Raw genomic sequence first — 25012 nt, forward strand, 5'->3', positions numbered from 1 at the left:
GGGAGTTTATTTCAAAAACTCCCCGCCGAAAGATAAGGGTAATAAATCTTTGGTTCCGTCTATCTCGTAAATCGCTTTTTCTCCATATAGCAAAATACGCATAGGCTGCTGGTAGCGCTGTTCAGTTTCCAGTAATACCTGCCGGCAGGCTCCGCAAGGAGGAATCGGTGTATCGAGATAGCCGGATTCACTTCGGGCAGCGATGGCCAGTGTCAGCACAGGCTGGTCGGGATACTGGGAATTGGCATAAAACAGTGTGGTGCGTTCGGCACATAAACCGGAAGGGTAGGCCGCGTTCTCCTGATTCGTGCCCGTCACAATCATTCCGTTCTTCAGTAGGGCAGCGGCACCGACTGAGAATTTGGAGTAAGGCGCATAACTGCGTGAGGTGGCTTCTTTGGCTTTGTCTATCAGTTCACGGTCTTGTGGGGTAAGTTCATCGTATTGCAAGGAGTGGATACGAATTTCAAGTTTGATTTCTTTCATGGCTTTTGTTTTTGTAGTTGGTAAACAAATATAAGTAAAAAAATGCTTTTCTCCCTGTTTTTCTGTATTTTTAAGTGTTTGCCCGTAAGCTTCTGTGGTGAATCGTTTATCTTTGTACGTTAAACGGTAAAGAAGAACTGCATGAAATCATTAAAATATATTTTGGTGTGCTGTCTGGCAGGGATGGCACTCTCTTTGGGAGCAGCTCAGCGCAAGAATAAGGCGTACGAAGATTACATCCGGCAGTATCATAAAATTGCAGTGGAGGAGATGAAGCGTTATCACATTCCGGCCAGTATCACACTGGCACAGGGACTGCTGGAGTCGGGAGCCGGACGAAGTGAACTGGCCCGCAAGTCGAATAACCATTTTGGTATCAAGTGTGGACGGAGCTGGGACGGACGGACAGTACGTCACAATGACGATGCACCGAATGAATGTTTCCGGGCTTATCGTCATGCCAAGGATTCGTATCGTGACCATTCCAAATTTTTGCGTACGGGAGCACGTTATGCCTTTTTGTTTCGCTTGAAGATTACAGACTACAAGGGATGGGCACGTGGCCTGAAGAAGGCGGGCTATGCCACTGACCCGCGTTATGCCGACCGCCTGATAAACATCATTGAACTCTACGACCTGGATCGTTACGATACCAAGAAAGGTTTGGAGTGGATAGAAGAATTCCCAAATCCGCATCAGCCGTATTTAGCCAATGATATGGTGTACATCATCGCCCGTAGGGGAGATACGTTTGAAAAACTGTCGGATGAATTGGGTATCAGCAAAAAGAAACTGCGCACTTACAACGAACTGCCGAAGGACTACCAGTTCATGGGAGGAGAAATTGTGTATCTGGAGAAGAAACGTCGTCGGGCGACGAAGGAATACATTGTGTACGTGGTGCGTCAGGGGGATTCCATGTATTCTATTTCCCAGAAATTCGGTATCCGTTTGAAGAATTTGTATAAGTTGAATAAGATGGAGCCAGATTCCCCGGCTCCGAAAGTAGGCGATATTCTGCGGTTGAGATAACCGGTTTATTCGTGGTGGTAAGGGCCGTTGTTCAGAATGGTCATGGCTCGGTAAAGCTGTTCCACGAAGATAAGCCGTATCATCTGGTGCGAGAACGTCATCTTGGAAAGGGAAATCTTTTCCTGGGCAGCCTGATAGACGGAAGGAGAGAATCCGTAAGGTCCGCCGATGATGAACACCAGCCGTTTGTTTACAGTATGCATTTTCCGCTCTATCCAGTTGGCAAACTCGATGGAGCGGAATTCTTTTCCATGCTCGTCAAGTAACACCACTACATCGCCCGGTTGCAAGGTTTTCAGAATGGCTTCACCTTCTTTTTCTTTTTGCTGGTCCATGCTGAGGCTCTTGGTGTTTTTGAGTTCAGGAATTACTTCCATATCGAATGAAGCGTAATGTTTCACACGTTCCACATAGTCGGCAATGGCCGTGATGTAATGTTTCTCTACTGTCTTACCTACAACTAAAAGTACAAATTTCATTGAAGTCTCTGTTTTTGGATATTGATGAAAAATTAGGATTTACGGGCTGCAAAGTATACACCTCCCAATACCAGACCGACGCCTGCCACGGCAAACACCGTAAGCTGTTCTTCAAGAATGAGTGAAGCGGCTATGGTGGTGAACAGGGGATTCAAATAAAGATAATTGGAGGACTGAATGGCACCGAGTTGCTTTAATACGATGTTCCATACGACAAAGCAGATGAGTGAGGCCAGTACTGCCAGAAACAAAAGGTTAGTCCATATTACTGGGTTGGCGAATCCAGATAGTGGAAATTGGAAAGGATGTACGAGAAAGGTCGGAAGTCCGGTCAGTATCCCGTAAAAAAATACCTTTCGGGTGATGAATACAGCCGGATAGCGTCCTGATAGTTTGCGGATAATCAGGCTGTAAATGGCCCACGACAAGCCTGCGCCTAGTGTAAGGAAATCTCCTAATGGGGAAAGTTTCAATACAAAGCTGCCATTGAAGATGAGCAGGGCAACTCCTAACAGTGCGATTACCGAACCGGCCATCAGTTGTTTGCTGGCTTTCTCCTTCCGGTCGGTAAGTAAAGATAGGGCCGTTGTGAGCAGGGGAGTCATGCAGATAATAAAGGCCACGTTGGTGGTTTGAGTCAGGCTGAGTGCTGTATTTTCCGTCAGGAAATAGAGGGTTCCTCCTGTCAATCCGGTAGCAAGAAAAAGCAGTTCGTCTTTCCAGCTGTTGGCCAGCAGCTTGTGTGGAGAAATACTCCAGATACCCAGGTAGGCAATGAGGAAGCGGAGAAAAAAGATTTCGTGAGGTGAAAGTCCGTTTTCGATTAGCACTTTCGTCGAAATAAAAGTAGTTCCCCAAACACCTACTGTCAGTATAGCTAGCAAATGATATTTACCTGTGGGATATTGCGTACAAAATGATAATGACATAAATAATCTCAGATTGGGAAAAGTCAAAATACTTGTCGGATAATTGTGTTGCAAAAGTACGAATAAAATTCTACCTTTGCCAATGCTAGAATTTTAAAAAGTAGAAAGACAATGGATGAAAAAGTAGTAAAAGATTTGATAGACCGTTTGATAGATTTGTCATTTGCAGAAGACATCGGTGATGGTGACCATACTACACTGTCGTGTATTCCGGCAGACGCCATGGGAAAATCAAAACTTTTGATAAAGGAAGAAGGTATCCTGGCTGGTATTGAAGTGGCCAAAGAAGTATTTCATCGCTTTGACCCTGAAATGAAGGTGGAAGTGTTCATTCAAGATGGTACGCACGTAAAACCGGGTGATGTGGCTATGGTGGTAGAAGGAAAGATTCAGTCTTTGCTTCAGACTGAACGTCTGATGCTGAACATCATGCAGCGTATGAGCGGTATTGCTACCATGACAAACAAGTATGTGGAACGTCTGAAAGGAACGAAGACTCGGGTACTTGATACACGTAAGACAACTCCGGGCATGCGTATCCTTGAAAAGATGGCGGTGAAGATCGGTGGAGGAGTAAACCATCGTATCGGATTGTTCGACATGATTCTGTTGAAAGATAATCACGTGGATTTTGCCGGTGGTATTGACAAGGCAATTACTCGTGCCAAGGAATACTGCAAGGCAAAAGGAAAGGACTTGAAGATTGAAATTGAAGTGCGCAACTTCGATGAGTTGCAGCAGGTACTCGACCTGGGTGGAGTAGACCGTATCATGCTGGATAACTTTACTCCGGAAAATACACGCAAGGCTGTGGAAATGGTAGGCGGACGTGTGGAACTGGAGTCATCGGGTGGTATTACCTTCGATACTTTGCGTGACTATGCAGAATGTGGAGTGGATTACATTTCTGTTGGTGCCCTGACGCATTCTGTAAAAGGTCTTGACATGAGTTTCAAGGCTTGCTAAGATGGACAAGCATGTGAAGCAAGTCACTTGTTGAAGAAGAATCTACCAAATAAAAATAAGAAGAGTGATGAAAAAAAGTGTTTTATGGAGAAGTGTGCTGGTACTGGCATTGTGTATTGCCGGAACAGCCAATGGAATGGCTCAGGACCTGAAATCAATCCTTTCGGGTGTAGCCAATGCGGTAGCGAATAAGGTAACGGGTGAAAGTGCTTCATTGACAGGTACGTGGACTTATGCGGGTCCCGATTGTAAATTTGAAAGTGATAACCTGTTAGCCAAGGCTGGTGGTGAAGTCGCCGCTAAGCAAGTAGAGGAAAAAATGAGTGGAGTGTTGGAAAAACTGGGCTTCAAAGAAGGGGCGACTTATACTTTCAATGAAGACAGTACGTATACCTCTGTGATTGGCGGAAAAACAGTCAATGGAACTTATAGCTACAATGCAGATACCAAGGAACTGACGATGAAAACTCGTTTAGGACTGAAGGTAAATGCGACAGTTTCGAAAGGTCTTACAGGAAACACCATGAGCCTGCTGTTTAAGGCAGACAAATTGATGTCACTGGCACAGACCATTACAGGAGCTGTAGCAAGCAAGTCGTCTAATTCTGCGGTGAGTACAGCTAGTTCGCTGTTAAGCCAGTATGATGGGCTGCAACTGGGTGTGGAGCTTAAGAAGCAGTAATTTCACGTTTTGCGTAACTAATAAAAGAAGCATGGATTCCGATTGTAGGTTTCCATGCTTCTTCTTTTTATATGCATCCTTTGCTGGAAGGAATTTCAAAATGATGAATGTCGCGCCGTATGGCCATCTTAATGCTGCGGGCGAGGGCTTTAAAGATACCTTCTATCTTGTGGTGCTCGTTAGTTCCTTCGGCTTTGATATGGAGGTTCATGCGGGCAGAATCGCTTAGCGATTTGAAGAAATGGAGGAACATCTCGGTAGGCATGTCGCCAATCTTTTCGCGGGTGAAGGTGGCATCCCATACCAGCCAGGCCCGTCCGCCGAAATCGAGCGAAACCATGCACTGGCAGTCGTCCATGGGTAGGCAGTAGCCGTAACGTTCAATGCCTCTCTTGCTTCCTAATGCTTTGTACAGACATTCTCCTAGGGCGATGGCTGTATCTTCAATGGTGTGGTGTTCGTCCACTTCCAGATCACCGTCTACGTGGATGTCCAGGTCGATGCCGCCGTGCTTACCAATCTGTTCCAGCATGTGGTCGAAGAATCCCAATCCGGTATGGATATGGCAAGTGCCGTTTCCGTCCAGGTTCACTCGGATACGGATATCGGTTTCCTTGGTTTTGCGGCATACCTCAGCAGTACGTTCACCGGCAAAAAGAAACTCTGCCACGCGGTCCCAGTCGGTGGTGGTTAATACGCATGTGTCTTCCAGTCCTTTTTCGGTCAGCAGATTTTTATCCGGTTGCAGCAGGATGGCCTTGCAGCCTAAGTTCTTGGCTAGCTCTACGTCGGTTGCGCGGTCGCCAATTACAAAGCTTCCGGCCAAGTCGTATTCCGGATTGTTCAGGTAGCCCGTGAGCATACCGGTGCGTGGCTTGCGGGTAGGAGCATTGTCTTCCGGGAAACTCCGGTCGATAAGGATATTGTCAAATTCAATACCTTCGTTTTTGAATGACTGAAGTATCAGGTTGTGTACGGGCCAGAATGTGTCTTCCGGAAAAGAGTCAGTACCTAATCCGTCCTGGTTGGTTACCATGACAAACTCAAAATCCAGTTTCTGGCGGATAAAGTAAAGATTGCGGAACACCTTCGGATAGAATTCCAGTTTCTCGAATGCATCCAATTGGTAATCTATGGGCGGCTCGATGACGAGAGTACCGTCGCGGTCAATGAACAATACTTTTTTCATTCTTCCTCCTCCTTGTAGTTTTTCAGGGCTTCCAGCAGGGTATCGTTTTCTGGGCGCGTACCGATGGTGATGCGTAAGCAGTTCTGACAGAGCGTGACACTATTCCGGTTGCGGACGATGATACCCTTGTCCACCAGGTAGTTGTAGATTTTCTTGGCATCACTGACTCGTGTCAGAAAGAAATTGGCATCAGTAGGATAGATACGTCGGCAGCAAGTAAGCTTCTGGAATTCCTGCATGAGACGGGTACGTTCGTGAAGTAAGGATTCTACCCACTGCTGTACCTGATAATGCTTTTCAATCATGTGGATGGCTTCTTGCTGGGTCAGCCGGTTCACGTTGTACGGATATTTGATTTTATTCAGCAGGTTGATGATTTCCTGAGAAGCGAAAGCCATGCCCAAACGAATACCGGCGCATCCCCATGCCTTGGAGAAGGTCTGCAGGATAATCAGGTTTGGAAATTCATCGAGCTGCTGCAGGAAAGATGTTTCACTGGAGAAATCAGCGTATGCCTCATCCAGAATAACCAGTCCTTCAAATGAGCGAAGCAGGGTAAGAATCTCTTCCCGGCACAGACGGTTTCCCGTCGGGTTATTGGGCGAACAGAGGAAAATCAGTTTGGTGTGTTCGTCGGCAGCGGCCAGTAAGTCGGCAGCTTTGAACTGAAAGTTTTCATCCAACTGTACTTTCCGGTATTCTACATCGTTTACTTCGGCACATACCTGATACATACCGTAAGTCGGGTCGATAGCTACTACGTTGTCAATGCCCGGACGGCAGAAAGCACGGAAAGGAAGGTCGATAGCCTCGTCGCTTCCATTGCCTAAAAAAATGCGGTCTGGCGATACCTTCTTTACTCTTCCAATCAGGCCCTTTAATTCTCTTTGAAGCGGGTCTGGATAACGGTTGTTGGGGGTATTGTAGGGATTTTCATTGGCATCCAAAAATACGGAAGCCTCTTTCCCACTATATTCGTCGCGTGCCGAAGAGTAAGGCTTCAGAGCCCAGATGTTCGGTCGCGTAAGTTCTTTCAATGGTTTCATAGTTATTTATTTAAACGTACGGATACTGCATTTTTGTGGGCGTCGAGTTGTTCGTTGGCTGCCATGACTTCAATGGCCGGACCAATCATGGCAATACCTTCGGGTGTAATTTCCTGGAAGGTAATTTTGCGGATGAAGCTGTCCAGGCTAACTCCGCTGTAGGCCTTGGCATAACCGTTGGTAGGAAGAGTATGGTTAGTGCCCGAAGCATAGTCGCCCGCACTTTCCGGAGAATAATAGCCTAAAAATACGGAACCCGCATTGACAATGCGTTCGCTGATTTCCAGGTAGTCCTTGGTTTCGATAATCAGGTGTTCAGGAGCATATTCGTTGGTCATTTCTACGGCTTCATCCATATTCTTTACTAAAATCAGTTTGCTGGCAGCTAAGGAGCGACTGGCAATTTCCTTTCGGGGAAGTTGGGCCAGCTGGCGTTCTACTTCTTCTGTCACCGCCTTCAGCAAAGTCTCACTGGTGGTAATCAGGATGGCCTGGCTGTCAGTGCCGTGCTCTGCCTGTGAAAGTAAATCGGCAGCCACAAAGACCGGATTGGCTGTTTCATCGGCCAGTACCGCTACTTCAGATGGTCCGGCCGGCATGTCGATGGCTACGTCACGTAAGGAAACCTGCTGTTTGGCGGCAGTGACATACTGGTTGCCTGGACCGAATATCTTGTATACTTTGGGAATGCTTTCCGTGCCATAGGCCATAGCTCCGATAGCCTGCACCCCTCCGACTTTGAAGATACGGCTGATACCTGCCAGTTTGGCTGCATAGAGAATGGCCGGGTGAATCTTTCCTTCCTTGTCAGGAGGAGTACAGAGAATGATTTCCTTGCATCCGGCAATCTGTGCCGGAGTAGCCAGCATCAGGACGGTGGAGAAAAGAGGAGCTGTTCCACCGGGAATGTACAATCCCACTTTCTCAATGGCTACAGCTTTCTGCCAGCAAGTCACGCCCGGTAGTGTGGTGATTTTCTTTCCCTGGAATACCTGTGCGGCGTGGAATGTGCGGATGTTGTTATAAGCCAGTGTGATGGCCGCCTTCAGTTCGATGCTGACTTTCTTTTCTGCTTCGGCAATTTCTTCCTCGCTTACCAACAGGGAGTTCAGTCGCACCTTGTCGAACTTTTCTTCGTATTCCAGTACGGCTTTATCACCTTCAAATTTGATGCGGTTTAATATTTCGAGTACGGTTTCCCGCAATGATTCCGTTTGAAGCGTCGGACGTTTCAGTAAGTCCGCCCATGTATTTCTTTCAGGATAAGTAATGATGTTCATAGTAACAATCTTTGTGATGAGGTTTTGAAAATCAAAGTATCATTTTCTCTATGGGCAGCACCAGGATACCTTGTGCACCGATGGCTTTCAGCTTGCCGATGATTTCCCAAAAACATTTCTGATCGAGAACAGTGTGAATGCTGCTCCAGCCTTCTGTAGCCAATGGCATGATGGTCGGACTCTTCACACCGGGAAGAACGGCTACGATTTCCTGTACCTTGTCGGTCGGTACATTCATCAGCACGTATTTCTTGTCTTCAGCGGTTTTGACTGCATTGATGCGGAACAGCAGTTCCTGAAGTATTTCCTTCTTTTCGTCTGACATGTGCTTGTTTCCGATGAGCAGCGCTTCGCTCTTCATTACCACTTCCACCTCCTTCAGGTTGTTGCTGATAAGGGTAGAGCCGGAGCTGACAATATCGAAGATGGCATCTGCCAGACCGATGGCTGGAGCAATTTCCACCGAACCGGTGATGACGTGAATGTCGGCTTCAATGTGCTGTTCTGCTAAGAAGTTTTTCAGGATATTGGGATAGGAGGTAGCAATCTTTTTGTGATTGAACCATTCCAGTCCGTTGTATTCCGTTTCTTTGTGAATGGCCAGTGACAAACGGCATTTGCTGAAGCCCAGACGGTGCACGATTTCCGCTTCTTCAGCACGTTCCACGAATTCGTTTTCTCCTACAATACCGAGGTCGGCCACGCCGTTGGCCACACATTGTGGGATGTCATCGTCGCGCAGGAACAGTACTTCTACCGGAAAATTGCTGGACTGTGTCAGCAAGGTGCGTTTGGAGGTAGATAACTTGATGTCTGCTTCAGTAAACAGGGCCATTGTGTCTTCGAACAAGCGCCCTTTGGATTGTACGGCAATTCTTAACATATTGTTCTAAGTTTTTAAAGTGTCAAATAAAAAAAGGCTTACCGAGGAATAAATTCTTACGGCAAGCCTTTGTGTAATCTTATCTCTTGTAACTGCACGCGTCGTCAGCCTACCGTGTGAACCGTTAGGTAATGATGATGGCGATGATGTACAGTATTTAAAATCATAATTATCGTTCTTTTGTTTCGACAAAAATATTAGATAAGAATTAAAAGAGCAAATATTTATCAGAAAAAACTCGCTTTTGCTGTCAAATTTATAAAGATTCCTTTTCTTTTTCCGTATAACAGCCTTTGAAGTACATTTCCTTTTCTGCTTTTTCCCTTGGGAAAATGAAATAGGTGCAGACGGCCTTGGTGCAGACTTCATCCTGTGCATTGTAGATTTCGGCTTCAATGAACACAAAGTTCCGTTTCTGCTCCTTGATTCTTCCTCTGAGGGTAAGGTGAGAGTCGGTCGTGTGGATGGGTTTCAGGTATTGAGTTTCCATGCGCGAAGTCACTCCCGCCGTCTGAAGTTTGCGGGCAATTACCCAGGCACATATCTCATCCAGCAGAGTTGCCTGAATACCTCCGTGAAGGGTGTTCAACCAGCCTTGAAAACGGGTTTCAGGTATCCATTTGCTCACAATCTCGTCACCGTCTTCATAGAACTCCATTTTCAGGCCCGACTCGTTGTTGGGCGCACAGCCGAAACAGAAGTATCCTTCCATTCCTTCCCATGGATTGATGATTTTTTCCATGACGGCTGAGTTTTAGATAGTATAGTCCACGCAGGCGCGGTTTTCCTTGGCTTCTTTCAGAATGCCAGCTGCGGCTACGTGTGCCGGATGGATGGCATAAGCCTTTACGTCGTCCAGCGTATCGAAACTGCTGTCCAGACAGATGTCCCATACTTCTGCCGGGTTTTCATTCAGTCCTACATGAATGTCACGAATAAAGGGAATAGTGGCCGGAAGAGCCTCGATGGCAGTCTTGAAACGGTTCATAATGTCGGTTTTTTCTGCCGGAGAAAGGGTTTCTTTCAATTTAAATAAAACAATGTGCTTGACCATGTTTGTTTGTTTTTATGATTTTCGTATCTTTGAATATTGCAAATATAGAAATTAATTATTGAAACAAGTTATGATTATCATTGGAATTGCAGGAGGAACAGGCTCCGGTAAAACAACTGTAGTGAGAAGGATTATCGAAAGTCTGTCGGAGAATGAAGTGGCAGTGCTTCCGCTTGATTCATATTATAAGGACAGTAGTCATGTGCCCGTGGAAGAACGGCAGAACATCAACTTTGACCATCCTTCGGCATTCGACTGGGATTTGCTCTCCAAGCATATCTCCATGCTGCGTAAGGGAGAAGCCATTGAACAGCCTGTATATTCCTATCTTACCTGTACGCGCCAGAAAGAAACCGTGCATGTAGAACCCCGTAAGGTCATCATCATCGAAGGTATTCTGGCCTTGAGCGACCGCAGACTGTGCAAGCAGATGGATTTGCGTATTTTTGTGGATGCCGATCCGGACGAACGTCTTATCCGTGTCATCCAGCGGGATGTGATAGAACGCGGACGTACGGCTGAGGCGGTGATGGAACGTTATGTGCGTGTGTTGAAACCCATGCACCTGGAGTTTATCGAACCGGCTAAAAGAATTGCCGACCTGATTGTGCCGCAAGGAGGTCATAATGAAAAGGCCATCGAGATTCTGAAGATGTACATTGAACGAATCGTAGACAAATGAAAGGCTGGATAACGGGGCTGTGCTGTGTGCTGGCCCTTTTTTTGTTTTTTTCGTGCGGCTCTGAGAAAAAAACGGAAGAGACTGCCGTCGATTTACCGCAGATTCAGGAAAGAAAGGAACTGGTGGTGCTGACTGTCAACAGCTCTGTGTCTTATTTCCATTATCGTGGTGAACCTATGGGATTCCAGTACGAACTGGCCCAGCAGTTTGCCAAGTCGCTGGGACTCGACCTGAAGGTGAAGGTCGTGAAAGACGAAGAGCAACTGGTCAGCAGTCTGCTCAAAGGAGAAGGTGATTTGGTTGCCTACAACCTGATTATTACCAACCCGCTGAAAGACAGCCTGATTTATTGTGGTGAAGAAGATATTACGCGGCAGGTAATCATACAGCGAAGAGGGAAAAAAGCTTTGAAAGACGTTACGGAACTGGTAGGAAAGAAAGTCTATGTCAATTCTGGAAAATACCGTACCCGTCTGGAGAACCTGAACCGCGAACTGGGAGGGGGAATCGATATTTGTGAGATTTCCTCCGACAGTGTGTCTTCGGAAGACCTGATTACCTGGGTGGCAGAGGGGCGTATTGACTACACGGTGGCCACAGATGAGATTGCCCGCATCAACCGCACCTATTATCCGGTGCTCGATATTAACCTGGCCATCAGCTTCGACCAGCGTTCTTCGTGGGCTGTGCGGAAAACTTCTCCTTTGCTGGCAGAGGCCGCTGATAAATGGCATCGCGAAAACATCAATTCACCGGAGTTTCGTGCCAGCGCCCGCCGTTATTTTGAACTGGCCAAACGTCCGGCACACGGAGCCATTCTTTCCGTAAAAGACGGCAAGATTTCCCACTACGATGATTTGTTCCGGCATTATGCCAAGGAAATAGGCTGGGACTGGCGACTGTTAGCCTCGCTGGCCTATACCGAATCGAACTTTAATCCGAATGTCGTATCATGGGCCGGAGCCAAGGGGCTGATGCAGCTGATGCCAGCTACGGCACGTGCCATGGGAGTGCCGCCGGGCAAAGAGCAGGATCCGGAAGAGAGCATCAAAGCTGCTGTGAAGTATATTGCCGGAATGCAGCGTACGTTTAGTAAAATCACGGATAAGGAAGAACAGGCCAAGTTCATATTGGCCGCCTACAATTCCGGTATCGGCCATGTGACCGATGCCATGGCATTGGCTGAAAAATACGGACGTAACCGCTACATCTGGGAGCATCATGTGGCCCACTTTATGCTGTTGAAAAGCAATAAGGAGTACTATCAGGACCCTGTCTGCAAGAACGGGTATGTGCGTGGAAGCGATACCTATGAGTTTGTGCATGAAATACTGGCACGTGCGGAGCTTTACCGAAAGAAGATAAAGAAATAAACAACTGAAAAGTTGGGTTTTATAAATAGCCTGAAGTTTTTGCGGAAGCTTCAGGCTATTTTTTATGTCTCCCGTTGCGGAAACATAAGTCTCTCAGTGCGGAAATATAGGTTTCCCTATCGGAAACCGTACGGTTTATGTGGGGGAAACGTAGAAAACTTTTCAGCAGTCTGCTTTTTCTTTTAGGAAGTTTGCAAAATATAATATGAGGCATTGTCTCTCCTGATTTTTTTAAGTTTTAGTAAGCAGATAGCTAAAATGGAAGGTATGCTTGATAAAAATTGCTTTTTCTGTTGCATTATATAATTTTATTCGTAATTTTGCGAACAACAAACAGAAGAGGTGAAAATGGTAAGAAAAAACTACTCAGAAGAACAGGAGAAGATGGCTCGCTTTGCCAAGGCCATGGGGCATCCGGCTCGTATAGCCATACTTCAATTTTTAGCTTCGCAGGAATGTTGCTTTTTTGGCGACATTCACGAAGAACTGCCCATAGCCAAGGCTACGGTGTCACAGCACTTGAAGGAACTGAAAGAAGCCGGGCTGATTCAGGGAGAGATTGAAGCGCCTAAGGTGAGGTATTGTATTAATAAGGAGAACTGGAAACTGGCCAAAAAAATGTTTGCCGATTTCCTGGGCCAGCCGATATGTAAAAAAGAGAGCTGTTGCGAATAAGCTCTTTTTTTGCTGTGTTTGTTCGTTGTTTTGCGAATTACTAATAATAGATATTGAAGAACGATGAAAAAGATGGTATGTCTTCTGTCGGTATGCTTGGCATTGGCCGCATGTGGGATGCAGGGCAGAAGTGAAAAAGAAATTCAAACAAGTGACAAAGTGGTGGTCGAAAACAGTGAGGTAACTGCTAAAGACCATGTAGAGGTATTGTATTTTCATGGAAAGCAGCGTTGTGCCACATGTATAGCCATTGAAAATAATACTTTGGCTGTGATGAAAGAGAATCTCTCGGAGCAGGCAAAGAAGGGAGAAGTGGTGTTCAAGGTGATAGACATCAGCAAGAAGGAAAATGAGAAGATAGCCGAAAAATATGAGGTTACCTGGTCGTCACTCTTTGTGGTGCGCTACAAGAACGGGCAGGAGACTGCGGAAAATATGACTCAGTTTGCTTTCGGGAATGCCCGTAAATCGCCGGAGGTGTTCAAGGAAGGACTGGTGAAGACCGTCAATGACATGCTGAAATAATAAGGAGAAACTATGGACTGGTTACAGACATTGTTGGACAACAGTTCTACTCCTGTATGGACGGCGTTTCTGCTTGGGCTGCTGACCGCACTTTCGCCTTGTCCGTTGGCGACCAACATTGCGGCTATTGGCTTTATCGGGAAAGACATAGAGAACCGGAAGCGTATTTTTCGGAACGGACTGCTCTATACGCTGGGACGTATTCTTTCGTACACGTTGCTTGGGGTGGTGTTGATTCTGATTCTGAAAGAGGGGTCGAGCATGTTCGGCATACAGAAGACCATCGGGTCGTGGGGAGAGCTTGTGTTGGGACCGCTTTTGTTCCTGATAGGTCTTTTCATGCTTTTCGGTGATAGGTTGAACTTGCCTCAGTTTGGATTTCAGGGTAATGCGGAAGGACTTGCCCGGAAAGGCGGTTGGGGCGCGTTGATAATAGGCGCGTTGTTTGCCCTGGCTTTCTGTCCCACAAGCGGTGTCTTTTATTTTGGCATGCTGATACCAATGTCGGCTACGGCCACAGCAGGTTATCTGCTGCCCGTTGTGTTTGCCATTGCGACTGCTATACCGGTGCTGGTCGTGGCGTGGATTTTAGCCTTCAGTGTACAGCAGCTGAGCAGTTTTTACGGCAAGATGCAGAAGGTGCAGAAATGGATGACCCGTATAGTCGGTGTGCTGTTTATCGTCGTCGGCATATATTATAGCTGGATAATGTATTTATAAACGAATTTGATAACAAACAAAATCTTTACAAGTATGGAAATTAAAGTATTAGGACCGGGTTGCGCAAAGTGCAAGACCACCTATAATGTAATTGAAAAAGTAATCAAGGAAAATAACCTGGACGTGAAACTGACCAAGGTGGATGACATCATGGAAATGGTGAGCTACAACATCATGACAACTCCTGCTGTAGTGGTAGACGAAGTAGTGAAGATGAAAGGACAGGTTCCCACCGAAAGCGATGTGAAGAAACTTTTAGGAATCGAATAAACAAGAGGATTGATTCAGAAGCGGCAGAAACGGCCTTCGAGGCAGCTGCCGCTTTTATGATAAGATACTTGTTCGTATTTAAACGAATTATAACGATAGAAACATGATACAAGATTTTGCAGACTGGCTTGTTTACGGATTGTTCGGACTGAGTGACGATACACCGCTTGGAGTAGCCGTAAATTTCTTTTTTTATGATACCATTAAGATTCTTATTCTACTGTTTTTTATCAGTGTGCTGATGGGAATCATTAACGCTTATTTCCCGATAGAACGTTTGAGGAACTATCTGGTAACGCATAAAATGTATGGGTTGCAGTATGTATTGGCTTCCATTTTCGGAGCCATTACTCCGTTCTGTTCCTGCTCGTCCATTCCCTTGTTCATCGGCTTTGTAAAAGGCGGTATCCCTTTGGGGGTAACGTTTGCTTTCCTGATTACTTCTCCGCTGGTGAATGAGGTGGCGGTAGCTATGTTCCTCGGCTCTTTTGGACTGAAAGTCACACTTATCTATGTCATTAGCGGTATTCTGCTGGGAGTGATAGGCGGTTTTGTGCTCGGTCGTATGCATCTCTCACCTTACCTGAGCGACTGGGTGAAGCAGATACAGGCCAACTCTTCGGCGCAGGCAGGAGAGTGGGAGAAAGACCATACCACTTTTATCAAGCGACTTCCCGTCATTGTGCGTGATGCCTGGAAGATTGTCAGTGGTGTACTGATTTACATCCTGATAGGTATCGGTATCGGTGCGTTTATGCACGGCTTTGTGCCTGAAGGATTTTTTGAGCAATACATGTCGAAGGAGAACTGGTTTGCCGTACCGCTTTCGGTCATTCTTGCCGTGCCGATGTATGCCAATGCGGCAGGTATTGTGCCGGTTATCGAGGTATTCGTGGCCAAAGGTATTCCTATGGGTACAGCCATCGCCTTCATGATGGCCGTGGTGGGGCTTTCACTTCCGGAAGCGACTTTGCTGAAAAAAGTGATGACGTGGCGGCTGATTGCGATATTCTTCGGAACGGTGGCTTTCTTCATTATCTTGTCGGGTTATTTGTTTAATTTTGTTCTTTAATTTATCATTGTTACATATATGAGAGTATTGATTCTTTGTACAGGAAATAGTTGCCGCAGCCAGATGGCCCACGGCTTTTTGCAGTCGTTCGATAAAAATATAGAAGTGTATTCGGGTGGAACAGAGCCTGCCGCACAGGTAAATGCCAAGGCGGTAGAGGTAATGAAAGAAGTCGGAATTGACATCAGTTCGCATGTGCCGACTCATGTGAATACCTACCTTGACCAGGAGTGGGATTATGTGATTACCGTTTGCGGAGGGGCGAATGAAAGTTGTCCGGCATTTACCGGAAAAGTCGGCAAGCGTCTTCACATCGGTTTTGACGACCCTTCGCATGCCACCGGAACTCCGGAATTTATTGAAGCAGAATTCCGTCGTGTGCGGGATGAGATTAAGAATGCCTTCGCCCGTTTCTACATTACGGAAATCAGAAAAGAAGACTTGCCCGCCTGTTCTTGCGGGGGTGGCTGTTAATTGTGGTTAGTCGGTTTCCATTTTACTCTATTTTTTTCTTATTTCTTTTATATAACCTTTTTTTCTTATAAATTTGCAGCCTAAATTTGGGAGGTTACTTCCTGAATGATTAGAAATTAGATAAAAACCACATAATTATGAGTAAGAAGTTTACTGAATATTCTCAGCTCAACTTGTCAGAAATAAACAAGGAGGTGCTGAAAAAATGGGATGAAAACGATGTGTTCTCTAAAAGTATGACAGAACGTGAGGGGTATCCTTCTTTCGTGTTCTACGAAGGTCCTCCCTCGGCTAACGGTATGCCGGGTATTCACCACGTGATGGCACGTACAATTAAGGATACATTCTGTCGTTTCAAGACCATGAAAGGTTTCCAGGTGAAGCGTAAAGCTGGATGGGATACACACGGACTTCCGGTGGAACTGGGAGTGGAAAAGGCACTTGGAATCACTAAAGAGGATATCGGTAAAACGATTTCTGTGGCAGACTACAACAAGCATTGCCGCACGGATGTCATGAAGTTCACGAAAGAATGGACTGACCTTACCCATAAGATGGGTTACTGGGTAGACCTGGAAAATCCGTACATTACTTACGATAACCGTTACATTGAAACTTTGTGGTGGTTGTTGCAGCAGCTTTACAAGAAAGGTTTGCTGTACAAGGGATATACCATCCAGCCGTATTCTCCGGCAGCAGGTACAGGCTTGAGCTCACATGAGTTGAACCAGCCGGGATGTTACCGCGACGTGAAAGACCTTACCGTGGTAGGTCAGTTCAAGATGAAGAATCCGAAGCCGGAAATGGCAGAGTGGGGTACACCTTACTTCATTGCATGGACTACTACTCCGTGGACATTGCCTTCAAATACGGCACTTTGTGTGGGCCCGAAGATTGACTATGTAGCTGTTCAGACTTACAATGCTTATAATGGAGAAAAGATGACGGTGGTACTTGCCAAACCTTTGCTCTATACGCATTTCAATAAAAAGGCAGAAGACATTGCACTGGAAGACTACAAGCCGGGTGATAAACTGATTCCGTTCAAAGTGGTAGGCGAGTACAAGGGTACTGACCTGGTTGGTATGGAATACGAGCAGCTTATCCCATGGGTGAAACCAGTGGAAGTTGCAGAAGACGGTTCCTGGAAAGAAGCTTCGGCTAAAGCATTCCGTGTCATCCCGGGTGATTATGTCACTACAGAAGACGGTACGGGTATCGTACATATTGCACCGACATTTGGTGCGGACGATGCGAACGTGGCTCGTGCGGCAGGTATTCCTTCTTTGTTCATGATTAATAAGAAAGGCGAGACTCGTCCGATGGTTGACCTGACCGGTAAGTTCTACCTGATGGAGGAACTGGATGAGGCTTTCGTAAAGGAATGTGTCGATGTAGAAAAATACAAGGAATATGAAGGCCGTTGGGTGAAGAACGCATACGATCCGCAGTTCACTGTAGACGGAAAATACGATGAAAAGGCTGCACAGGCTGCTGAATCGCTCGACGTATATATCTGCATGATGCTGAAACAGCAGGGACTGGCATTCAAGACTGAAAAGCATGTGCACAACTATCCGCACTGCTGGCGTACCGACAAACCGGTATTGTACTATCCGCTGGATAGCTGGTTTATCCGCTCTACTGCTTGCAAGGACCGTATGATTGAGTTGAACAAGACCATCAACTGGAAACCTGAATCAACTGGTTCCGGACGTTTCGGCAAGTGGCTGGAAAACTTGAATGACTGGAACTTGAGCCGTTCACGCTACTGGGGTACTCCGCTGCCTATCTGGAGAAGTGAGGATGGCGAAGAAATCTGCATCGGTTCAGTAGAAGAACTGTACAACGAGATAGAGAAGTCTGTAGCAGCTGGCTTCATGACAGAAAATCCGTATAAGAAATTAGGATTCCAGCCGGGTGTATATAACAAGGAAAACTACGATAAGATTGACTTGCACCGTCCGTATGTAGACGACATCATCCTGGTATCTGCTTCAGGCAAACCGATGAAGCGTGAATCAGACTTGATTGACGTATGGTTTGACTCAGGTGCTATGCCGTATGCACAGTTGCACTATCCGTTCGAAAACAAGGAACTGGTAGATTCACGCAGCTACTATCCGGCCGACTTCATCGCGGAAGGTGTGGACCAGACTCGTGGATGGTTCTTTACATTGCATGCCATCGCTACAATGGTGTTCGACAGTGTGGCTTACAAGAACGTGATTTCAAATGGTCTGGTACTCGACAAGAACGGAAACAAGATGTCTAAGCGTCTGGGTAATGCTGTAGATCCGTTCGGTGCCATCGAGAAGTTTGGTTCTGACCCGTTGCGCTGGTACATGATTACCAACTCTTCTCCATGGGACAACTTGAAGTTCGATACAGACGGAGTGGATGAAGTACGTCGTAAGTTCTTTGGAACATTGTATAATACTTACTCATTCTTTGCACTGTATGCCAATGTAGATGGCTTTACATACGCTGAAGAAGATGTGCCGATGAACGAGCGTCCGGAAATTGACCGTTGGATTCTTTCACTGTTGAATTCATTGATTAAGAATGTGGATGCTTGCTTTGCCGATTACGAACCGACAAAGGCTGGCCGTCTGATTACAGACTTTGTAAACGATAACTTGAGTAACTGGTACGTGCGTCTGAACCGTAAACGTTTCTGGGGTAGTGCCATGTCAACTGATAAGTTGTCTGCTTACCAGACCTTGTACACTTGCTTGGAAACGGTAGCTAAGCTGATGGCGCCGATTGCTCCGTTCTATGCAGACCGTCTGTACATGGATTTGATTGCGGTGACCGGACGTGACCAGGTAGTATCTGTTCACCTTGCCAAGTTCCCGGTAGCCGATGAAAACCTGATTAATGCAGAACTGGAAGCTCGTATGCAGATGGCACAGGATGTGACTTCTATGGTATTGGCTTTGCGTCGTAAAGTCAACATTAAGGTTCGTCAGCCGCTGCAGTGTATCATGATTCCGGTAGTAGATGAAGCGCAGAAGCAGCATATCGAAGCCGTGAAAGATTTGATCATGAACGAGGTGAACGTGAAAGAAATCAAGTTCGTGGATGGTGCGGCAGGCGTACTGGTGAAGAAAGTAAAATGCGACTTCAAGAAACTGGGCCCGAAATTCGGAAAACAGATGAAGGCTGTGGCTGCAGCTGTGGCAGGTATGTCGCAGGAAGCTATTGCTGAACTGGAAAAGAACGGAAGTTACACCTTCCAGCTTGACGGAGCCGATGCGGTGGTAGAAGCTGCCGACGTAGAAATCTTCAGCGAAGACATTCCGGGATGGCTGGTAGCCAACGAAGGCAAACTGACCGTAGCACTTGAAGTGACTGTAACCGATGAGCTGAAGCGTGAAGGTATTGCCCGCGAACTGGTGAACCGTATTCAGAATATCCGTAAGAGCAGCGGTTTTGAAATTACTGACAAGATTGCTATCGTGCTGTCAAAAAATTCAAATACCGATGACGCGATAAATGAATATAATACTTATATTTGCAACCAAGTGCTGGCTAACTCACTGACACTGGCCGATGAAGTGGCAGACGGCACTGAACTTAACTTTGATGACTTCTCGTTGTATGTAAATGTAACGAAGCTGTAATATGAACCCATCCACCCGGCTTTAGTCGGGTGGATACTATTATTAACTTAAAACTTAAGCACTATGGCTGAAAAAACAAGGTATTCTGACGCAGAACTTGAGGAATTCCGCGCCATTATCATGGAGAAACTTCAGCTCGCGGAACGCGACTATGAGAAACTGAAAAGTAGTATAATGAACACAGATGGTAACGATACTGACGATACATCTCCCACATATAAAGTGCTGGAAGAAGGTGCCAATACCTTATCGAAAGAAGAAACTACTCGTCTGGCTGCCCGTCAGCTGAAGTTCATTCAAAACTTGCGTGCGGCACTGGTCCGTATTGAAAACAAAACTTACGGTATCTGTCGCGAAACAGGTAAATTGATTCCCGCTGAGCGCCTTCGTGCTGTTCCTCATGCTACATTGAGCATCGAGGCCAAGCAGCAGGGAAAGAAGTAACGAAATGAATTTTTAATTGAAGATTGGGAATTGAAAATTGAGAAACGGGACTTTTCAAAGTGATCCATTTTCAATTTTCAGTTCTCAATTTTTTTGAATACAAATTGCAAATTGAAGAAGATGAAAAGATTTTTCACTCAGGGACGTCTGGTTACTCTTGTGGTGGCAGGAGTGCTGATTATCGACCAGCTTATCAAAATTGCGGTGAAGACAAACATGTATTTGCATGAAAACATTCATGTGACCGACTGGTTTTATATCTATTTCACGGAAAACAACGGTATGGCTTTTGGTCTGGAGATTTTTGCCAAACTGTTCCTGACACTTTTCCGTATCGTGGCTGCCATCTTGATTACGGTTTATCTGGTGAAACTGGTGAAACGGACGGACAAGGTGAAGAATGGCTACCTGGTTTGTCTCTCCTTGATTCTGGCCGGTGCGGTGGGTAACATCATCGACTGTGTGTTCTATGGAGAGATATTCAGCGAGAGCACGCATTCGCAGATTGCTTCGTGGGTTCCACTGGGTCAGGGATATTCCGACTGGTTGCATGGCAAGGTGGTCGATATGTTCTATTTCCCGATTATCGATACCTACTGGCCTGACTGGATGCCTTTTGTAGGAGGTGATCACTTTATTTTCTTCAGTCCTATTTTTAACTTTGCCGATGCGGCTATCAGTTGCGGCATCATCGCCTTGCTTATTTTCTATTCGCATTACCTGAATACGGAAACTTCTCATAAAGAGGTCAAAAAATGAAACGAATATCGCTTATAGGAGTGACCATGCTGGCGTTGTGCGGCATGTGGAGTTGTGGCAAGAAAGTGCCGGAAGATATTATCCAGCCGCAAGCCATGGAGAACCTGCTTTATGATTATCATCTGGCGACTACGATGAGTAATGATTTGCCTTACGATGAGAATTACAAGAAACAGGCTTATCTGGCATACGTGTTCCAGAAGCATGGAGTAACGGAGGCGGAGTTTGATTCGTCCATGGTGTGGTATTCGCGCCACAGCGACGAGATGAATACGATTTATCAGAATCTGCAGAAGCGCATGGAAACTACTGCCGAGCTGCTGAAAAAACAGACAGTACGCAGCAGCGGAGAGGTGACGGTTTCATTGTCGGGTGATACGGTGGACCTATGGCAAGACCGTACCATTTATTGGCTGACTTCTTCTTCACTTACCAATAAGGTGACTTTCGATTTGAAGGCCGACACTTCGTTCCACGAGAGGGACAAGATGGTGCTGGAAGCTAATTTCTCTTTCTTGCCCAAAGGCAAGCGTGAAGGTAAGGTAGTGATGGCCATGAACCTGACATTTGATAACGACAGTACGCAAGGAATCAGTCGGGTGGTAGAGGCTTCGGGCATACAGCGTCTGATGCTTCGCCCGGATTCCGCATTCAAGTACAAGAGCGTGACCGGATTCATGTATTACACCGGAAAAGACCACTCATCAGCTTTGATCAGCGATATACGTCTGATGCGTTATCGCATGCGTGAAGAGAACTTGCCGCAGCAGAATGATTCTGTGGCTGTGAAGGCCGATACACTTGCTCCGAACGATACCCTTCGTAGGGTGAAGCGGCAGGAAATTACCAAACGTTGATACTTATGCAGTATTATGCATCTCATTATCTCTGGCATGCGGGGCAGGACAAACTGTTCCGCATGCAGCGTATAGGGCTGGAAGTATCGGGTCATACCTGGGTGTCGATGGAGCCTTTGGAAGAAGAAGTCCGGAATACCCAGTGGCTGGGCGGACTGATTATTCTGGCAGCTTCTGCTCCGGAATTAAGGAAAGACGAAACATTTCAGGAATTTCGTGCGCGGACGGCTTCTGCAGTGGTAGGAGACCAGCCGCTTTATGCTTTCCATGTGTCGTTTTTTGACTTGCAGAAGATGGCATTCACCGACCGGAGCCGCCTGGTACGTTTATGACAGACGGCGGCGGAATTCCGCACACACGATGGCAGTTGCCACCGCTACGTTCAGCGATTCGCTGGTTTCTTTTCCTTGCGGGTAGTTGGGAATCAGCAGTTTCTGAGAAACAAGATTCTCAATTTCCTTGCACACCCCGTTTCCTTCATTACCCATCACGATAACCCCTTGTGCCGATAATTTCTGCGAATAGATGTTTTTCCCGTCCAGGAAAGTACCGAATACCGGCACGTTTCTTTCTGTCTGCACGCGAATGAACTCTTTCAAATCGCAGTAATGTAGCCTGACACGTGCCAGAGCTCCCATTGTGGCCTGTACGGTTTTCGGATTAAAGGCGTCGGCAGTACCTTGCGAACAGAAAATATCCTCTATGCCAAACCAGTCGGCAATGCGGATGATGGTACCCAGGTTGCCCGGGTCTTGCACGTCATCCAGTGCCAGGCAGAGCGAATGGCCCGGCAAAGAATCGTCGTAGGTATAAGAAGGCAGGTCGAATACGGCCAGCACCTCTTGCGGAGTTTTCAGCAGGCTGGCACGTGCCAGTTCCTCCGCGCTTACTTCAATGGTTTCCTGAGCAAGCAGAAGTGGATGAGTTTCCAGCCATTGTGCCGTAGCAATCAACAGCTTGCATGAAAAGTGTCCCAGCAGGTCGTTGACCAGTTTGTTACCTTCGGCTAAGAAAGCTTTTTCTGCTTTCCGGTATTTTTTCATCTCCAATGACCGGATATATTTGATTCTGTTTTTGCTCAGCATAGTGTGACGGGGATTTTTAATTATATTTTAAGAACAAAGCTAAGAAGATATTTTTAATATTGCCTATCTTTGCATATAAAATTTTGCATATAGTTTCAGTTTGTATGAAGATAATCCCCCGTATCTATATCGGCCTGCTTGTCCTGTTGCTTTTTCTGAGCGGATGTTCGGTCAGTAAATTCATTCCTGAGGGGCACTATCTTCTGGACAATGTAAAAGTAGAATCAGACAACAAGGAAATCAAGTCATCCCAGATGAATGTGTATCTTCGCCAGACACCCAATGCCAAGTGGTTCAGCCTGGTGAAGCTTCCTATGTACATTTACGGAGCAGCCGGCAAGGATTCCACAAAGTGGATCAACCGTTTCTTGTACCGCATGGGAGATGCTCCCCGTATTTATGACCCGAAACTGGCTGAAGAAACCCGCTTGCAGATAGAACAGGCGGTGCGCAACATGGGATATATGAGCGGACAGGTGAGTATGCGCACGCAGGTAAAGGGGAAAAAAATCAAGGTCGGCTATCAGATTCATTCCGGTGAGCCTTACCTGATTTCGCATGTGGCATACGATATTGCCGACTACCAGATACATGATTACCTGATGGCAGATTCAGCCCGTTCTTATCTGAAGTCCGGTTCCCGTCTCGACGTAAACAAGCTTGATCAGGAGCGCGACCGCATCACGCAGTATCTTCAGAACCGGGGCTATTATCGTTTCAACAAAGACTTCATTACGTATCAGGTAGATACCATGCGTAACTCGCGCAATGTCGACTTGATTATGAAGTTGCATCCTTATCGCCGGAAAAAGGAAGATCCCCCTTCACCGCATCGCCAGTATTATATACGCAATGTAGATTTCATGTTCGATGTGGACTTTGCAGAACTGACTTCCGGCAGACTGAAAGGAATTGATTCTCTTCGTTCGGGCGGGGTGAATTTCTTCTACAAGGATAAGCTGTTCTTACGTCCGCAGGTCATCAGCGACTATAATTATCTGAAATCCGGAAATCTTTATCGTACCCGCGATGTGCAGAGCACCTATTCTGCATTGGGACGTCTTAATATCCTGAAATATTCCAACATCCGTTTCCGTGAAGAACTGGAGGCCGATTCGGCTTATCTGGATGCCTATGTCATGCTTACCCGCAACAAGAACAAGTCGCTTTCCTTTGAAATTGAAGGAACTAACTCGGCTGGCGACTTGGGAGCTGCCGCTTCCGTAGCTTATTCTCACCGGAACCTGTTCAAGGGGTCTGAAACCTTCACCTTTAAGTTGCGTGGAGCATACGAAGCCGTTACGGGCCTGGAAGGATATGCCAACAGCAACTACCTGGAATATGGAGTGGAAACCAGCTTGAGCTTTCCGGAATTCATGTTTCCCTTCCTTTCGTCTGATTTCCGCCGTCGGAGCCGTGCTACTTCCGAGGTGACGATGAAATACAACTGGCAGATTCGCCCGGAGTTTGAGCGTACGGTAGCTTCTGCGGCCTGGAGTTACCGTTGGGGAAAGCGGGGAGCGACCCATCGTTTCGATGTGTTCGACCTGAACTACATCTACATGCCCTATCGTTCGGAAACTTTCCGTGAATACCTGGACTATATGGACGAAAGAAACCCCTTGCTGCGCTATAGCTATGAAGATTTGTTCATCGTGCGTCTGGGGTATACGTATACTTACAACAGCTCGGGTGCTACCACACTGAAAACGTCGCAACGCAATTCTTACTCCATTCGTTTCAATATCGAAGAGTCGGGCAACCTGTTGTATCTGTTTTCGCGGATGATTAACGGCCGTCCGAAAAACGGAGAAGCTTATCAGATGGCCAACATCAGCTTTGCACAGTATGTAAAGACAGATTTCGACTATGCCAAGAATTTTATGATTGACGACCGTAATGCCCTGGTGTTCCATGTGGGAGTGGGAGTGGCCGTGCCGTACGGAAACTCCAAGAGTCTTCCGTTTGAAAAGCTTTATTTCTCCGGGGGTGCCAACAGTGTGCGTGGATGGAGCGTTCGTTCGTTGGGACCAGGCGGTTACCGTGGCGACAGCAACAGCCTGGATTATGTGAATCATACTGGTGACATCAAGCTCGACCTGAATTTGGAATATCGTACTCATTTGTTTTGGAAACTGAATGGTGCGGCATTTGTGGATGCCGGAAATGTGTGGACCATTCGTAACCGGGAAATGCAGCCCGAAGGACTCTTCAAGTTCAACCGTTTCTATAAGCAGCTGGCCGTGGCCTACGGATTAGGATTGCGTTTCGACCTGGACTTCCTGATTATCCGTTTCGACGGAGGTATGAAGGCCATCAATCCGATGTACACCGGGCGCGACCGTTATCCGATTATTTCTCCTGATTTCAAACGCGACTTTGCGTTTCATTTTGCAGTAGGTTATCCCTTTTAATATCATCTAT

General features: G+C 46.5%; 27 protein-coding genes. 17 read left to right on the plus strand and 10 right to left on the minus strand.

The annotated features are described in order from the left end of the window. Positions 1 to 6: 6 nt before the first annotated feature. Entirely contained in the window at positions 7 to 486 is a 480-nt protein-coding gene (locus BACPLE_RS10595; protein WP_007561690.1) for a cytidine deaminase, read from the minus strand. A gap of 141 nt (positions 487 to 627) precedes the next feature. On the opposite strand from BACPLE_RS10595, the gene BACPLE_RS10600 reads away from it, so the two are divergent. Then, positions 628 to 1518: a glucosaminidase domain-containing protein gene (locus BACPLE_RS10600; RefSeq protein WP_007561691.1), complete on the plus strand. Its 891-nt coding sequence runs from the start codon at positions 628 to 630 to the stop codon at positions 1516 to 1518. A gap of 5 nt (positions 1519 to 1523) precedes the next feature. Here BACPLE_RS10600 and rlmH read toward each other — a convergent pair whose 3' ends face one another. Next, positions 1524 to 1997, minus strand: coding sequence for a 23S rRNA (pseudouridine(1915)-N(3))-methyltransferase RlmH (rlmH, locus tag BACPLE_RS10605; RefSeq protein ID WP_007561692.1), 474 nt, complete (start codon positions 1995 to 1997; stop codon positions 1524 to 1526). A 32-nt stretch (positions 1998 to 2029) separates the two neighbouring features. Then, the gene (locus BACPLE_RS10610; RefSeq protein ID WP_007561693.1) at positions 2030 to 2926 is read right to left on the minus strand and encodes a DMT family transporter; all 897 of its coding nucleotides are present in this window, start codon (positions 2924 to 2926) and stop codon (positions 2030 to 2032) included. 111 nt (positions 2927 to 3037) lie between these two features. On the opposite strand from BACPLE_RS10610, the gene nadC reads away from it, so the two are divergent. Further along, a complete protein-coding gene (gene nadC, locus BACPLE_RS10615) occupies positions 3038 to 3892 on the plus strand; it encodes a carboxylating nicotinate-nucleotide diphosphorylase (protein WP_007561694.1) in 855 nt (284 codons plus the stop codon). A gap of 67 nt (positions 3893 to 3959) precedes the next feature. Then, positions 3960 to 4574, plus strand: a complete 615-nt coding sequence (locus BACPLE_RS10620) for a DUF4923 family protein (protein ID WP_007561695.1) — start codon at positions 3960 to 3962, stop codon at positions 4572 to 4574. 67 nt (positions 4575 to 4641) lie between these two features. Here BACPLE_RS10620 and hisB read toward each other — a convergent pair whose 3' ends face one another. The 6 genes from hisB to BACPLE_RS10650 form a co-directional block, all read right to left on the minus strand. Continuing rightward, the gene (gene hisB / locus BACPLE_RS10625) at positions 4642 to 5763 is read right to left on the minus strand and encodes a bifunctional histidinol-phosphatase/imidazoleglycerol-phosphate dehydratase HisB (RefSeq protein ID WP_007561697.1); all 1122 of its coding nucleotides are present in this window, start codon (positions 5761 to 5763) and stop codon (positions 4642 to 4644) included. Next, entirely contained in the window at positions 5760 to 6809 is a 1050-nt protein-coding gene (gene hisC / locus BACPLE_RS10630) for a histidinol-phosphate transaminase (RefSeq protein WP_007561699.1), read from the minus strand. Before hisC ends, hisB begins: the two co-directional genes overlap by 4 nt. Before the next feature lie 2 nt (positions 6810 to 6811). Further along, positions 6812 to 8089 carry a histidinol dehydrogenase gene (gene hisD, locus BACPLE_RS10635; RefSeq protein ID WP_007561701.1) on the minus strand — a complete coding sequence of 426 codons (1278 nt, stop codon included), beginning with the start codon at positions 8087 to 8089 and terminating at the stop codon, positions 6812 to 6814. Positions 8090 to 8120: 31 nt separating this feature from the next. Next, positions 8121 to 8972 (minus strand): ATP phosphoribosyltransferase, encoded by an 852-nt coding sequence (gene hisG, locus BACPLE_RS10640; protein WP_007561703.1) that lies wholly within the window; start codon positions 8970 to 8972, stop codon positions 8121 to 8123. Positions 8973 to 9228: 256 nt separating this feature from the next. Beyond that, entirely contained in the window at positions 9229 to 9714 is a 486-nt protein-coding gene (locus tag BACPLE_RS10645) for a PaaI family thioesterase (protein ID WP_007561707.1), read from the minus strand. A 12-nt stretch (positions 9715 to 9726) separates the two neighbouring features. Further along, a complete protein-coding gene (locus BACPLE_RS10650) occupies positions 9727 to 10026 on the minus strand; it encodes a Dabb family protein (protein ID WP_007561709.1) in 300 nt (99 codons plus the stop codon). Between the two features lie 70 nt (positions 10027 to 10096). On the opposite strand from BACPLE_RS10650, the gene udk reads away from it, so the two are divergent. The 13 genes from udk to BACPLE_RS10715 all read left to right on the plus strand — a co-directional run bounded on the left by udk (position 10097) and on the right by BACPLE_RS10715 (position 21835). Next, complete coding sequence (udk, locus tag BACPLE_RS10655) at positions 10097 to 10708, plus strand: uridine kinase (RefSeq protein WP_007561711.1); 612 nt, start codon at positions 10097 to 10099, stop codon at positions 10706 to 10708. Beyond that, positions 10705 to 12081, plus strand: coding sequence for an MltF family protein (locus tag BACPLE_RS10660; protein WP_007561713.1), 1377 nt, complete (start codon positions 10705 to 10707; stop codon positions 12079 to 12081). The genes udk and BACPLE_RS10660 overlap by 4 nt, the downstream gene beginning before the upstream one ends. Before the next feature lie 348 nt (positions 12082 to 12429). Next, positions 12430 to 12756 (plus strand): ArsR/SmtB family transcription factor, encoded by a 327-nt coding sequence (locus BACPLE_RS10665; protein ID WP_007561718.1) that lies wholly within the window; start codon positions 12430 to 12432, stop codon positions 12754 to 12756. Positions 12757 to 12819: 63 nt separating this feature from the next. Continuing rightward, a complete protein-coding gene (locus BACPLE_RS10670) occupies positions 12820 to 13281 on the plus strand; it encodes a nitrophenyl compound nitroreductase subunit ArsF family protein (RefSeq protein ID WP_007561720.1) in 462 nt (153 codons plus the stop codon). Positions 13282 to 13293: 12 nt separating this feature from the next. Next, entirely contained in the window at positions 13294 to 14001 is a 708-nt protein-coding gene (locus BACPLE_RS10675) for an aromatic aminobenezylarsenical efflux permease ArsG family transporter (protein ID WP_007561722.1), read from the plus strand. A 33-nt stretch (positions 14002 to 14034) separates the two neighbouring features. Continuing rightward, positions 14035 to 14271, plus strand: coding sequence for a thioredoxin family protein (locus tag BACPLE_RS10680; RefSeq protein ID WP_007561727.1), 237 nt, complete (start codon positions 14035 to 14037; stop codon positions 14269 to 14271). Between the two features lie 103 nt (positions 14272 to 14374). Beyond that, entirely contained in the window at positions 14375 to 15343 is a 969-nt protein-coding gene (locus BACPLE_RS10685) for a permease (protein ID WP_007561729.1), read from the plus strand. A gap of 18 nt (positions 15344 to 15361) precedes the next feature. Further along, positions 15362 to 15817: an arsenate reductase ArsC gene (locus BACPLE_RS10690; protein ID WP_040312853.1), complete on the plus strand. Its 456-nt coding sequence runs from the start codon at positions 15362 to 15364 to the stop codon at positions 15815 to 15817. Positions 15818 to 15954: 137 nt separating this feature from the next. Next, positions 15955 to 19443: an isoleucine--tRNA ligase gene (ileS, locus tag BACPLE_RS10695; RefSeq protein WP_007561734.1), complete on the plus strand. Its 3489-nt coding sequence runs from the start codon at positions 15955 to 15957 to the stop codon at positions 19441 to 19443. 63 nt (positions 19444 to 19506) lie between these two features. Then, a complete protein-coding gene (locus BACPLE_RS10700; RefSeq protein WP_007561736.1) occupies positions 19507 to 19887 on the plus strand; it encodes a TraR/DksA family transcriptional regulator in 381 nt (126 codons plus the stop codon). 120 nt (positions 19888 to 20007) lie between these two features. After that, positions 20008 to 20646 (plus strand): lipoprotein signal peptidase, encoded by a 639-nt coding sequence (locus BACPLE_RS10705; RefSeq protein ID WP_007561743.1) that lies wholly within the window; start codon positions 20008 to 20010, stop codon positions 20644 to 20646. After that, entirely contained in the window at positions 20643 to 21503 is an 861-nt protein-coding gene (locus tag BACPLE_RS10710; protein ID WP_007561745.1) for a DUF4296 domain-containing protein, read from the plus strand. Before BACPLE_RS10705 ends, BACPLE_RS10710 begins: the two co-directional genes overlap by 4 nt. Positions 21504 to 21508: 5 nt before the next feature. Next, the gene (locus BACPLE_RS10715) at positions 21509 to 21835 is read left to right on the plus strand and encodes a hypothetical protein (RefSeq protein ID WP_007561746.1); all 327 of its coding nucleotides are present in this window, start codon (positions 21509 to 21511) and stop codon (positions 21833 to 21835) included. On the opposite strand, the gene BACPLE_RS10720 is transcribed toward BACPLE_RS10715, so the two are convergent. After that, the gene (locus tag BACPLE_RS10720; protein WP_007561747.1) at positions 21830 to 22588 is read right to left on the minus strand and encodes a TrmH family RNA methyltransferase; all 759 of its coding nucleotides are present in this window, start codon (positions 22586 to 22588) and stop codon (positions 21830 to 21832) included. The two genes, BACPLE_RS10715 and BACPLE_RS10720, sit on opposite strands and share 6 nt — an antisense overlap. 104 nt (positions 22589 to 22692) lie before the next feature. Here BACPLE_RS10720 and tamL point away from each other — a divergent pair, with 104 nt between their 5' ends. Then, the gene (gene tamL, locus BACPLE_RS10725; protein ID WP_007561748.1) at positions 22693 to 25002 is read left to right on the plus strand and encodes a translocation and assembly module lipoprotein TamL; all 2310 of its coding nucleotides are present in this window, start codon (positions 22693 to 22695) and stop codon (positions 25000 to 25002) included. Positions 25003 to 25012 lie beyond the last annotated feature (10 nt).

The organism is Phocaeicola plebeius DSM 17135 (assembly GCF_000187895.1).
Taxonomy (GTDB): Bacteria; Bacteroidota; Bacteroidia; order Bacteroidales; family Bacteroidaceae; genus Phocaeicola; species Phocaeicola plebeius.